We start from the raw sequence: 12671 nt of genomic DNA, 5'->3' as shown, positions 1-12671 counted from the left end.
AAATCCGAACCCGTGTACGTGAGAGTCGACCTCTCACACAGGTCTAAGACTGCCATGCCCGGCGGGCTCGGCCCGCATCGGCATGGGCACCGCAAGTGTCTCGACCGTGCGGCGGGCGCTCGGCCCGATCACGGCCGACCACTCGTGGGGTGCCTGGACCAGCCAGCCCGCCACCTGAACGGCGAACTGCGGTACTTCCCTGGCCAGCTCGACGACCCGCCGGTCGAAGCAGGAGGCGCCTTCGGGGGTGCGCACCAGGAGCAGCCCGGTGCGGTGGACCAGGTCGCGGGTGCGCGCCTCGGGGCGCGCCTCGGCTCCCAGGGCCGCGGCCCTCAGCAGGGCGTGCAGGACCGCCGGGTCCCGCGACTCGTACCGCTCGTATTCGAGGAGTACGTCCAGGAGCTCGGCGCGCAGGGGGCGCGAGGTGCGGCTGCCGGGTGCGGCGAGCACCGGCGCCAGCGCCTGCCGCACGCGCGGGGAGCAGCCCCGCAGTACGGAGGTGACCATCGGGAAGAGCACGGCCCTGGCCGCCGGTCCGTACTCCAGGCGCCGCTCCACGAACGCGGCGGCGTGGGCGGCGCCCTCGGGGTGACGGTCCAGATAGCCGCGCACGAGGGCGGCCGCCCGGCGGGCGAGCGCGGGCGTGTTGATCTCGGCGAGCGCCCTCAGTACGTCGGCGGCGGCGTCGCCCGGCTGGTCCAGGCGCGTCTGGAAGGCGGCGAGCACCGGTTCGGGGTGGGTGGTGAGGGCAGCGACGAGCGCGGCGGCGGGCAGCCGGGGATCGCCGCCCGCGTACCGGGCGAGCGTCTTGTCGAGGTAGCGGGCGCGGGTGCGCGGGTCGCGGATGAGCAGACCGAGCGCGGCGCCGTGCAGCGGGGTGTCGGCGGAGCGGGCGAGCAGGGCGAGCGCGGCGTAGCGCAGCAGGTCGCGGTCGGCGCCGGTAGTGACGTACGGCGCCACGCGCGGCCCGTACGCGGCGGCCGCCACCCGGCGTTCGGGCCGGTCGTCGTGGGCCCAGCGGTCCACGGCCCGGCACAGCGCGGACGGCTCGTCCTCGGCGAGCGCGGCCAGGAGCTCGTCGGCGCGGGCGTGCGCGGTGGCGACCAGCGCCTCGGTGAGGTCGTCGATGGCCAGCGAGCGCCGTGCGTAGAGCAGCGCCTGCGCGGCCCCGGCGACGGTGGGGCGCATCTCGCTGCCCGGTGGCGCGGGCAGCGGCCGCTCGTCGGTGAACCACCGGCACAGCAGCGGCTGTACGCTCCTGGGCTCGGCCGCGAGCCGCCGGTCCACGGCGTCCAGGTACCGCTCCCACTCCGGCGCGGCGCCCGGCGCCCCGTCGGCGGGCACCAGACGCCGCATCAGCTCCATCCGGCGGTCGTCGCCGATCCGCAGCCGCTGCCAGAACCACGGCCCGAACGCGCCGAGCCCGCCGAGCTGCCCGGGCCCGCCCGCGCGCACCGACCGCTCGCTGATCCGGTCCGCGAGCAGCCGCAGCACACAGAGGTAGGGACGGGGCTCGGGCACCCGCAGCAGTGTCTGCGCGAGCAGATGGACCGCCCACCAGCAGGCCCAGTGCTCGGGGCGGCAGGCGACCACGAGCCGCGCCCCGGCCTCGCGCAGCCACTTTGCCGTACCGGCCGTCCACTCGGGCAGCCGGTGCGCGAGGACCGGCGGCATCTCCTCGGGCCCGTCGAGCAGGACGAGCAGGGGGCGCCCGGCGTCGAAGGCCAGCCGTGCCACCCGCTGCGGGGTGGCGCACTCCATGTCGCCGGGCGCTCCCGTGGCCGCCACGATCCGGCCGGCCTGCCGCAGGGCCCGCGCCACCGCGTCGGCCACCGAGCCGTCGCCCGCGCGCAGATCCGCCCCGCGCAGCCACACCGTGGGGGCGGGCTCGGCGCCCCGGGCGCGGCGGGCGGCGAGGGCGGCGAGCTCGGTGGTGCGGCCGGTGCCGGGGTCCCCGACCAGGCCGAGCACCTGGGCGGTGCCGGCCGCGAAGTCGGTGAAGTGCCGTACGGTGAGCCGCCGTTCGACCGGGTCCTGACGGACACCGGGTCCGCCGGCCGAGCCCACCGAGGTCGCGGTGAGCTGGAGCGCGCCCGCCAGGTTCAGGTCCTCGCCGTACGCCGGCACGGTCGCCGCGTTGCGCCGCAGCAGCTCTTCGAGCGGGCCGCCGTCGGGCCGCAGCGGCACCGCGAACCCGGCCGCCCGGTGCGCCGCGTGCAGCGCGGTGCCGAGCACCCCGAGCACCGCACCGGTCGCCGCGTCCAGGACCGGCCCGCCCGCGGCCTCGCCGCCGAGCCGCAGCGCGTCGGCGCCCTCGGTGCCGATCGCCAACTCCAGGGCGGAGCCCAGCAGATGGAAGCGGTCGGTGGCGGTGTAGGTGACGGGCGACTCGCCGAGCACCCGCGCCTCGCGCCAGCCGTGCGCGGCGATCCGTACATATGTGCCCGCCGCGACCGACTCCCGGGCGGCGACGGGCAGCGGCCGCACCCCCAGGTCCTCGGTGCGCACCAGGGCGAGGCCGGCCTCCGGCAGCGGGGTGACGGCGTCGGCCTCGGCGAGGCAGGTGCGCTCGCCGGGCGCGTGCAGCACCACCCGGGTCAGCCCGTCCACCACCTCGTGGCTGGTGACCACGGTGCCGCGGTCGTCGGCGACGAAGCCGGTGCCCCGGGTACGCCCCGCCAGATCGCAGATCCGTACCAGCGTCTCCCGGCCCCCGTCACCGTCCCCGCGTCCCATGTCCGAAACGGTAGTTCTGGGATGATCCGCCCGAGAAGAACGCGAGGCGAAAGCGCCCCCAGTGCTCCCCTCTTTCACTACGAGCGCCTGCCCGCAGGGGTGAAAACACCTGTGGCGGGCTCGCAAGGAGCCCGCCACAGGTTTGAGAAAGCGGGACGAGTCCCGGCCGGTCCGGCCCTAGCCGAACACCGCCAGGCTCTTCGCCTTGCCGCGCTGGCTCTCGACCAGCGCGAGCAGCCGCTCGCCCGGCCCGTAGACCGCGACCGCCTTCCCGTTCTCGTACACCTCGGGCATGTCCAGGCGCACCCCGTTCAGGAGCAGCCCGGCGCGTCGCTCGTCGACGTCCCAGCGGGCGAACGCGGCGGCCGCCGCCTCGGCGACGGGCATCACCGTCAGCTCCTCCTGGAGCTGGTCGAGCGTGCGCGCCGCGTCCAGACCGTAGGGGCCGACCCGGGTGCGGCGCAGCGCCGTCAGATGCCCGCCGACGCCGAGCCCGGCGCCCAGGTCACGGGCGAGGGCGCGGATGTACGTACCGGAGGAGCAGACCACCGAGACGACCAGGTCGACGACGGGGGTGCCGTCCTCGGCGACCGCCTCGCGCACGTCGTACACCCGGAACGAGGAGACCGTCACCGGACGTGCCGGGATCTCGAACTCCTCGCCGCCGCGCACCCGCGCGTAGGAGCGCTTGCCGTCGATCTTGATGGCCGAGACCTTCGACGGGACCTGCATGATGGCGCCGGTCAGCGCCGCGACACCGGCGTCGATGCCCTCGCGGGTCACCTTCGAGGCGTCGGTGGACGAGGTGATCTCGCCCTCGGCGTCGTCGGTGACCGTGTCCTGGCCGAGGCGGATCGTACCGAGGTACTCCTTCTCGGTCAGGGCGAGGTGCCCGAGCAGCTTGGTGGCCCGCTCGACGCCCAGGACGAGCACGCCCGTCGCCATCGGGTCGAGCGTGCCCGCGTGGCCGACCCGGCGGGTCTTGGCGATCCCGCGCATCTTGGCCACGACGTCGTGCGAAGTGAAGCCGGACGGCTTGTCGACGATGACAAGGCCGACCCGGCGGGTCTTGGCGATCCCGCGCATCTTGGCCACGACGTCGTGCGAAGTGAAGCCGGACGGCTTGTCGACGATGACAAGGCCGTCCGGCGTCCGGTTCTGGCTCATTCGGCGGCGGTACCCTCGTCGTCCTCGTCACCGGGCTTCTTGTACGGGTCGGCGTCGCCGGCGTACTTGGCGCCCGAGGAGACCTCGCGCACCGCGGCGTCCGAGGCCCGCGCCTTGTCGAGGAGGTCCTCGATCGTCTTGGCGTTCTCCGGGAGGGCGTCCGCCACGAACGTCAGGGTCGGCGTGAACTTGGTGCCGGCGGCGGCCCCGACCGCGGAGCGCAGGATGCCCTTGGCGCTCTCCAGTCCGGCGGCCGCGCTGGCCCGGTCCTCGTCGTCGCCGTAGACCGTGTAGAAGACCGTGGCCTCCCGCAGGTCGCCGGTGACCCTGGTGTCCGTGATGGTCACGTGCGTACCGAGGCGCGGGTCCTTGATGCCGCGCTGCAGCTTCTGGGCGACCACCTCCCGGATGAGGTCCGCCAGCTTCTTCGCCCGCGCGTTGTCGGCCACTGGTCCTTCTCCTTCTTTGCCTTGCTCAAGCTCAGGTTTCAGTCTTCGTCACTGTGGAGCCTGCGTCGCACCGACAGCAGCTCCACCTCCGGCCGGGCGGCGACCATGCGCTCGCACCGGTCCAGTACGTCTGTGAGGTGCCCCGTGTCGCCGGAGACCACCGCCAGGCCGATCTCGGCCCTGCGATGGAGATCCTGGTCGCCGACTTCCGCCGCGCTCACCGCGTACTTGCGCTGGAGTTCGGCGACGATCGGCCGGACGACGGAGCGTTTTTCCTTCAGCGACCGTACGTCGCCGAGGAGCAGATCGAAGGACAGCGTCCCCACATACATAGGTGTCCGGATATCCCGCCGGTCCGGGGTAGATGGCCCCACCAATGACTTGGCGGGGACACCAGAACCGTACACGCAACGGCCGGGGCCGATCGACGGAAATAAACTCCGCCGACCGGCCCCGAATCGATACGACGATCAGCCGCGCGGCTTCTCGCGCATCTCGTACGTCGCGATGACGTCGTCGATCTTGATGTCGTTGAAGTTTCCGAGGTTGATACCGCCCTCGAAGCCTTCGCGGATCTCGGTGACGTCGTCCTTGAAGCGGCGCAGACCCTCGATGTTGAGGCTCTCCGCGATGACCTTGCCGTCCCGGAGGAGGCGGGCCTTCGTGTTCCGCTTGACCTCGCCGGAGCGGATGAGCACACCCGCGATGTTGCCGAGCTTGGACGAGCGGAAGACCTCGCGGATCTCCGCGGTGCCGAGCTCGACCTCCTCGTACTCCGGCTTGAGCATGCCCTTGAGGGCCGCCTCGATCTCCTCGATGGCCTGGTAGATCACCGAGTAGTAGCGGACGTCGACGCCCTCGCGCTCCGCCATCTGCGCGGCACGGCCGGCCGCACGGACGTTGTAGCCGATGACGATGGCGTCGGAGCCCATCGCCAGGTCGATGTCGGACTCGGTGACCGCACCCACACCGCGGTGCAGGATGCGGATGTCGACCTCTTCACCGACGTCGAGCTGGAGCAGCGAGGACTCGAGAGCCTCGACCGCACCGGACGCGTCGCCCTTGATGATGATGTTGAGGTCCTGGACCAGACCGGCCTTGAGCACCTTGTCGAGGTCCTCGAGGGACACCCGGCGGGTGCGCTTGGCGAAGGCCGCGTTGCGCTCGCGGGCGGCGCGCTTCTCGGCGATCTGACGGGCCGTACGGTCCTCGTCGACCACCAGGAAGTTGTCGCCCGCGCCCGGGACGTTGGTGAGACCGAGGACGAGGACCGGAGTCGAGGGACCCGCCTCTTCCACGTTCTCGCCCTTGTCGTCGAGCATCGCGCGGACTCGGCCGTAGGCGTCACCGGCGACCATCGTGTCGCCGACGCGGAGGGTACCGCGCTGGACGAGGACGGTGGCGACGGCGCCGCGACCGCGGTCGAGGTGGGCCTCGATCGCGATGCCCTGCGCGTCCTGCTCCGGGTTGGCCCGCAGGTCGAGCGAGGCGTCGGCGGTGAGGACGACGGCCTCCAGCAGGGAGTCGATGTGCAGACCCTGCTTGGCGGAGATGTCGACGAACATGGTGTCGCCGCCGTACTCCTCGGCCACCAGACCGAACTCGGTCAGCTGACCGCGGACCTTGACCGGGTCCGCACCCTCGACGTCGATCTTGTTGACCGCGACGACGATCGGGACGCCGGCGGCCTTGGCGTGGTTGAGCGCCTCGATCGTCTGCGGCATGACGCCGTCGTTGGCCGCGACCACGAGGATCGCGATGTCGGTCGACTTGGCACCACGGGCACGCATGGCGGTGAACGCCTCGTGACCCGGGGTGTCGATGAAGGTGATCTTGCGCTCTTCACCGTTGACCTCGGTGCCGACCTGGTAGGCACCGATGTGCTGGGTGATGCCACCGGCCTCGCCCGCCACGACGTTCGTCTTGCGGATCGCGTCGAGCAGTCGGGTCTTTCCGTGGTCGACGTGACCCATGACGGTGACGACCGGCGGACGCGCCACGAGGTACTCCTCGCCGCCCTCGTCCTCGCCGAACTCGATGTCGAAGGACTCGAGCAGCTCGCGGTCCTCCTCCTCCGGGCTGACGATCTGAACCTGGTAGTTCATCTCGCCGGCGAGGAGCTGGAGGGTCTCGTCGGAGACGGACTGCGTGGCAGTGACCATCTCGCCGAGGTTCATCATGACCGCGACCAGCGACGCCGGGTTGGCGTTGATCTTCTCCGCGAAGTCGGTGAGCGACGCACCGCGCGACAGGCGAACGGTCTCGCCGTTGCCGCGGGGGAGCATCACGCCGCCCACGGACGGGGCCTGCATGGCCTCGTACTCCTGGCGCCTCTGACGCTTCGACTTGCGACCGCGACGGGCGGGCCCGCCGGGACGGCCGAAGGCACCCTGCGTGCCGCCACGGCCACCGGGGCCGCCGGGACGACCGGCGAAGCCGGGACGACCGCCGCCGAAGCCGCCGCCACCACCGGGAGCGCCACCGCCACCGCCGGGACGACCGCCGAAGCCGCCGCCGCCACCGGGACGACCGCCGCCGCCGGGACCGGCCGGACGGCCGGCGAAGCCGCCGCCCGCAGGACGGCCGGCGCCGCCCGGACGGCCACCGGGGCCACCGGGACCACGGCCGCCGCCGGGGCCACCGCCGGGACGCGGGCCCGCAGCGGGACGCTGCGGCATCATGCCGGGGTTGGGACGGTTACCGCCGCCGCCCGGGGCACCGCCCGGACGCGGGGCGCCGCCCTGCGGCCGGGGCATACCGCCCGGGCTGGGACGCCCGGAGGGAGCACCCTGGCCCTGGGGACGCGGAGCGCCACCGGGACCGCCCTGCGGACGCGGGGCGCCACCGGGGGCACCGGCGCCGCCGGGACGGGGCGCGCCGCCGCCGGGACGGGGCGTCTGCGGACGCGCCATGCCGGTGGAGCCGCCGGAGGTGAAGGGGTTGTTGCCCGGACGCGGACCGGCCGGACGGGCACCGCCCGGACGCGGGGCGCCCTGGCCCTGCGGACGCGGGGCACCCGGACGGGCACCCTGGCGCTCGCCGCCCTGACGCTCGCCCTGACCGCCGGAGGCGGCGGGACGGGCGGCCGGACGCGGGCCGGGGGTGGCACCCGCGGGACGCGGGGCCTGCTGCTGCTGCGGCGCGGGGGCCTGAGCCGCCGGAGCCGAGAACTCGGCCGCGGGGACCGGAGCCGCCGGGGCGGGCTTGGCCGGCGCGGGCTTGGGACCCGGACGCGGGCCGGAGGCCGGTGCCGCGGACGGGGTGCTGCTCTTGGGGGCCTCGGCGGCAGGGGCATCCCCGCCGACCGCCACCGACCCGACCTGGATCTGACGGCTCTTGCGGCGCTCGGCCAGCCTGGTCGGGACGGACGGCATTCCCAGTGAAATCGCAGTCATCTGCTGTGCAACCCCAAGGTGTGGATCAAGGTCCCGAGATCGGCGGGCTCCAGCCTCCGAGGTTACGGCACCCCAGGGCACGCAAGCACACCGTGCCCCGCGAGTTCACGCAAAGGGACGGACCGGGCACTCCATGCACCCGGCCCGCCCCCGACACGCGTACGACACGTACGTCCCTACGAGATCTTCACCGGGTTCACCACGTCCGCGACGAGCACGAGCAGCGTGAAGCAGATGAAGATCCCGGCCACCACGTACGCGACCGGCATCAGCTTCGCCACGTCGAACGGGCCCGGGTCGGGGCGCTTGAAGACGCGGGCGACCGTGCGGCGCAGGGACTCCCACAGCGCGCCCGCGATGTGCCCGCCGTCCAGCGGCAGCAGCGGCAGCATGTTGAACAGGAACAGGGAGAGGTTGAACCCGGCGACCAGGAACAGCATCATCGCGATCTGGTTCTCCGGCGGGATGTCCAGGGTGAACACCTCGCCGCCGACCCGGGCCGCGCCGACGACGCCCATCGGGGAGTCGGCCTTGCGGTCCTCGCCGTTGAAGGCCGCGTTCCACAGGTCGGGGACCTTGGAGGGGATCGCGACCAGCGACTTCACTCCGGAGCGCATCATGTCGCCCATGCGGTCCACGGACTCGCCGAAGGACTGCTGGACGATGCCGGTGGCGGGACTGAAGCCGAGGAAGCCCGCCGAGGTGGTGCCGGAGGTGTAGTTGCCGGAGCCGTCGATCCTGGCGACGTCGTTCTTGATCAGGCTGGCGTGCAGGTCCACCGGCTTGCCGTCGCGCTGGACCGTGATGGTGGCCGGGCCGATGGTGTCGCGGATGTGCTTCTGCAGCGCCGACCAGTCGCCGACCTTCTCGCCGTTGAACGCGACGATCTTGTCACCGGCCTTCAGACCGGCCTGCTTGGCGGGGGCCACCGGGTCCGAGGCCCTGCAGCTGTCGCGCTGCTCCTTCTGCGAGATCACACAGTCGGAGACCTTGCCGACCTGGGTGGTCTGGGTGTTGACGCCGAACGTCATCATCACGCCGAAGAAGATCGCCACGGCGAGGATCAGGTTCATGAACGGGCCGGCGAACATCACGATCACGCGCTTCCACGGCTTGCGCGTGTAGAAGAGGCGCGTCTCGTCGCCGGGCTGGAGCTCCTCGAAGGCGGCCGAGCGGGCGTCCTCGATCATGCCGCGCCAGGGCGAGGTGGAGCGCGCGGTGATCCGCCCGTCCTCGCCGGGCGGGAACATGCCGATCATGCGGATGTAGCCGCCGAGCGGGACCGCCTTGATGCCGTACTCGGTGTCGCCCTTCTTGCGCGACCAGATGGTCGGGCCGAAGCCGACCATGTACTGCGGCACCCGGATGCCGAACATCTTGGCCGTGGAGAGGTGGCCCAGTTCGTGCCACGCGATCGAGACGAGCAGGCCGACCACGAAGACGACTATGCCGAGGACCGTCATCAGAATCGTCATGCGCGCGCCTTTGCTGTCGCCTTCACCGCGAGTTCACGGGCCCGGGCCCGTGCCCAGGTCTCCGCTTCCAGGACGTCCGAGACCGTGAGGGAGGTTCCCTCCGCGGGGGTGCCGTGCTCGGCCACGACCTCTGTGACCGTATCCATGATGCCGTTGAAAGGCAGCCGTCCCGCGAGGAAAGCGTCCACGCACTCCTCGTTCGCGGCATTGAACACCGCCGGAGCCGTACCGCCCAGCTCCCCGACGTGCCGGGCGAGTCCGACCGAGGGGAAGGCCTCGGTGTCCAGCGGGAAGAACTCCCAGCTCGACGCCTTGGTCCAGTCGAAGGCCGGGGCCGCGTCGGGCACCCGCTCGGGCCAGCCGATGCCGATGGCGATCGGGCCGCGCATATCGGGCGGGGTGGCCTGGGCGAGGGTGGAGCCGTCGGTGAACTCGACCATGGAGTGGACGTAGGACTGCGGGTGCACGACCACCTCGATCCGGTCGAAGGGGATGTCGTACAGCAGGTGCGCCTCGATGACTTCGAGGCCCTTGTTCACCAGGGTGGCCGAATTGACCGTGATCACCGGGCCCATGGCCCAGGTGGGGTGTGCGAGGGCGTCCTCGGGCGTCACGTCCGCCAGCTCCGCGCGCGTACGGCCGCGGAAGGGGCCGCCGGAGGCGGTGACCACCAGCTTGCGTACATCGGCGCGGGTGCCCGCGGCGAGGGCCTGGAAGAGGGCGGCGTGCTCGGAGTCGACCGGGATGATCTGGCCGGGCTTGGCGAGCGCCTTCACCAGGGGGCCGCCGACGATCAGCGACTCCTTGTTGGCGAGGGCGAGCGTGCGGCCCGCCTCCAGGGCGGCCAGGGTGGGCGCCAGGCCGATGGAGCCGGTGATGCCGTTGAGGACGGTGTGGCACTCGGAGGCGGCGAGCTCGGCGGCCGCGTCGGGTCCGGCGAGGATCTCGGGCAGCGGCTCCGCGCCGTACTGCTCCGTCAGCGCCTCGCGCAGCGCGGGCACGGCGTCCGGCCGGGCGACCGCGACCGTGCGGACCCGCAGCCGGCGCGCCTGCTCGGCCAGGAGCGCGACCCGTCCGCCCGACGCGGCGAGCGCGGTGACGCGGAACCGGTCGGGGTTGCGCAGCACCAGGTCGATGGCCTGGGTGCCGATGGACCCGGTGGAGCCGAGGACGACGATGTCCCGGCGGCCTTCAGCGGGGTCGAAGGCGATGTGCGGGTCGGCGAGGGGGGCTGGGCTGTCGCTCATGCCCCCATTCTTGCCGCATCGGCTGTGCGCCGGGACAGCACTCCCCCGTGCGGGGTCCGCGCGGCGTGTTCCGGAGCCGTCGGGACACCCGGGAGCGGGCCCCCCGGGTGTCCCAACGGCCCGGCGGATTCAGCGGATCGGGCGGTGGACGTTGTCGCCCTTCGCGGGCCCCGGTGTCGCGTCCGCGATCCACGGGCCGTCGCCGGACGGGTCGACGACGCCCTCCTCCAGCCAGGTGTACGCCCCGGCCAGCACCCCGGTGACGACCCTGCGGTCCAGCTCGTCGGTGTTGGCCCACAGCCGCTCGAAGAGCTCGTCCACCCGGATCCGGGCCTGCCGGCAGAAGACGTCGGCCAGCTGATGGGCCTCGCGGCCGTGCTCACCGGTCGCCCGCAGCAGCTCCGCCCGTACACAGGCGGCGCTCATCGCGAAGAGTTCGGCGCCGATGTCCACGATCCGGCCGAGGAAGCCCTGTTTGGTCTCCATCCGGCCCTGCCAGCGCGACATCGCGTAGAACGTGGAGCGGGCCAGCTTGCGGGAGGACCGCTCGACGTACCGGATGTGCTGCGCCAGATCGCCGAACTCGCTGTAGGAGTTGGGCAGTTGACCGGGCCCGGAGAGCAGTTTGGGCAGCCAGCGGGCGTAGAAGGCGGCGGCGCCCGCACCCGCCTTGGCCTTGTCGGGCAGCTTCTTGTCGGGGTCGATCAGATCGCCCGCGACCGACAGATGGGCGTCGACCGCCTCGCGCGCGATCAGCAGATGCATGATCTCGGTGGAGCCCTCGAAGATCCGGTTGATGCGCAGATCGCGCAGGATCTGCTCGGCCGGTACGGCCCGCTCGCCCCGGGCGGCCAGCGAGTCGGCGGTCTCGAAGCCGCGCCCGCCGCGGATCTGGACCAGTTCGTCGGCCATCAGCCAGGCCATCTCGGAGCCGTAGAGCTTGGCGAGGGCCGCCTCGATACGGATGTCGTTGCGGTCCTCGTCGGCCATCTGCGAGGACAGGTCGAGCACCGCCTCCAGGGCGAAGGTGGTGGCCGCGATGAACGAGATCTTGCTGCCGACGGCCTCGTGCTGGGCGATCGGCTTGCCCCACTGCTCACGCGCCGCCGACCACTCCCGGGCGATCTTCAGACACCACTTGCCCGCCCCGACGCACATCGCGGGCAGCGAGAGGCGGCCGGTGTTCAGCGTGGTCAGGGCGATCTTCAGCCCGGCGCCCTCGGGGCCGATCCGGTGCGAGGCGGGGACGCGGACCTGGTGGAAGCGGGTCACGCCGTTCTCGATGCCGCGCAGCCCCATGAAGGCGTTGCGGTTCTCCACGGTGACACCGGGTGAGTCGGCCTCGACGACGAAGGCGGTGATGCCGCCCTTGTGCCCCTCGGACTTCGGCACCCGCGCCATGACGACCAGCAGGTCGGCCACCACGCCGTTGGTGGTCCAGAGCTTCACACCGTCCAGGACGTACGCGTCGTCGCCGTCCGGTACCGCCGAGGTGGCGAGCCGGGCCGGGTCCGAGCCGACGTCCGGCTCGGTGAGCAGGAAGGCGGAGATGTCCGTACGGGCGCAGCGCGGCAGGAAGGTGTCCCGCTGCTCCTGGGTGCCGAAGAGCTTCAGCGGCTGCGGTACGCCGATCGACTGGTGCGCCGAGAGCAGCGCGCCGATCGCGGGGCTGGCGGAACCAACGAGGGCGAGCGCCTTGTTGTAGTACACCTGGGTGAGGCCGAGGCCGCCGTACTTGGTGTCGATCTTCATCCCGAGGGCGCCGAGCTCCTTGAGCCCGTTGATCACCTCGTCGGGGATCTGCGACTCGCGCTCGATCAGGGCGCCGTCGATCTTCGTCTCGCAGAAGTCCCGCAGCTTGGCGAGGAACGCCTCGCCGCGCTCCACGTCGTCCGTGGCGGGCAGCGGATGCGGATGGATGAGGTCGAGCCGGAAACGCCCGAGGAAGAGTTCCTTCGCGAAGCTCGGCTTGCGCCAGTCCTGCTCGCGCGCGGCTTCGGCGACCCGGCGCGCTTCGCGCTCGGAGACCTTGGGTGTGCCGTGTGGTGCGGTCATTGAGGGGTTCTCCTCGCCGCGAGGTTGTCGGGGCGCGCGCACGCACCCGTTACCGGACAGTGCTACTCGTCCGTATGTACCCGATTCCCGGCGGCCCGACCACCCCTGGGACGCGAAACGGCCGGAGCCCGTCGGTGGGCTCCGGCC

General features: G+C 72.4%; 8 protein-coding genes. All 8 read right to left on the bottom strand.

What is annotated here, in order from left to right:
* Nucleotides 1-33 precede the first annotated feature (33 nt).
* A complete protein-coding gene (locus tag A8W25_RS24190; RefSeq protein WP_067164901.1) occupies nt 34-2736 on the bottom strand; it encodes a S1 family peptidase in 2703 nt (900 codons plus the stop codon).
* Nucleotides 2737-2913: 177 nt separating this feature from the next.
* Nucleotides 2914-3822 carry a tRNA pseudouridine(55) synthase TruB gene (gene truB, locus A8W25_RS24185; protein ID WP_067167119.1) on the bottom strand — a complete coding sequence of 303 codons (909 nt, stop codon included), beginning with the start codon at nt 3820-3822 and terminating at the stop codon, nt 2914-2916.
* 77 nt (nt 3823-3899) lie between these two features.
* Nucleotides 3900-4352, bottom strand: coding sequence for a 30S ribosome-binding factor RbfA (gene rbfA, locus A8W25_RS24180; RefSeq protein ID WP_067164900.1), 453 nt, complete (start codon nt 4350-4352; stop codon nt 3900-3902).
* A gap of 38 nt (nt 4353-4390) precedes the next feature.
* Nucleotides 4391-4684, bottom strand: a complete 294-nt coding sequence (locus A8W25_RS24175) for a DUF503 domain-containing protein (protein ID WP_067164897.1) — start codon at nt 4682-4684, stop codon at nt 4391-4393.
* A 138-nt stretch (nt 4685-4822) separates the two neighbouring features.
* On the bottom strand, nt 4823-7747 hold the full coding sequence (gene infB, locus A8W25_RS32885; RefSeq protein WP_079126345.1) for a translation initiation factor IF-2: 2925 nt from the start codon (nt 7745-7747) through the stop codon (nt 4823-4825).
* A gap of 176 nt (nt 7748-7923) precedes the next feature.
* The gene (locus A8W25_RS24165; protein WP_067164891.1) at nt 7924-9222 is read right to left on the bottom strand and encodes a M50 family metallopeptidase; all 1299 of its coding nucleotides are present in this window, start codon (nt 9220-9222) and stop codon (nt 7924-7926) included.
* On the bottom strand, nt 9219-10469 hold the full coding sequence (gene dxr / locus A8W25_RS24160; RefSeq protein WP_067164890.1) for a 1-deoxy-D-xylulose-5-phosphate reductoisomerase: 1251 nt from the start codon (nt 10467-10469) through the stop codon (nt 9219-9221). The genes A8W25_RS24165 and dxr overlap by 4 nt, the downstream gene beginning before the upstream one ends.
* Nucleotides 10470-10598: 129 nt before the next feature.
* Complete coding sequence (locus tag A8W25_RS24155) at nt 10599-12524, bottom strand: acyl-CoA dehydrogenase family protein (RefSeq protein ID WP_067164887.1); 1926 nt, start codon at nt 12522-12524, stop codon at nt 10599-10601.
* Nucleotides 12525-12671 lie beyond the last annotated feature (147 nt).

The organism is Streptomyces sp. ERV7 (genome assembly GCF_001653515.1).
Lineage (GTDB): Bacteria > Actinomycetota > Actinomycetes > Streptomycetales > Streptomycetaceae > Streptomyces.
The sequence above is the reverse complement of the archived record's forward strand: the minus strand, read 5'-3'. Positions and strand labels throughout refer to the sequence as shown.

Bases quoted from the DNA above. Each gene is read 5' to 3' on its own strand.
- A8W25_RS24190 (WP_067164901.1), bottom strand. From the start codon at position 2,736: ATGGGACGCGGGGACGGTGACGGGGGCCGGGAGACGCTGGTACGGATC.
- truB (WP_067167119.1), bottom strand. From the start codon at position 3,822: ATGCGCGGGATCGCCAAGACCCGCCGGGTCGGCCTTGTCATCGTCGAC.
- A8W25_RS24175 (WP_067164897.1), bottom strand. From the start codon at position 4,684: ATGTATGTGGGGACGCTGTCCTTCGATCTGCTCCTCGGCGACGTACGG.
- infB (WP_079126345.1), bottom strand. From the start codon at position 7,747: ATGACTGCGATTTCACTGGGAATGCCGTCCGTCCCGACCAGGCTGGCC.
- A8W25_RS24165 (WP_067164891.1), bottom strand. From the start codon at position 9,222: ATGACGATTCTGATGACGGTCCTCGGCATAGTCGTCTTCGTGGTCGGC.
- dxr (WP_067164890.1), bottom strand. From the start codon at position 10,469: ATGAGCGACAGCCCAGCCCCCCTCGCCGACCCGCACATCGCCTTCGAC.
- A8W25_RS24155 (WP_067164887.1), bottom strand. From the start codon at position 12,524: ATGACCGCACCACACGGCACACCCAAGGTCTCCGAGCGCGAAGCGCGC.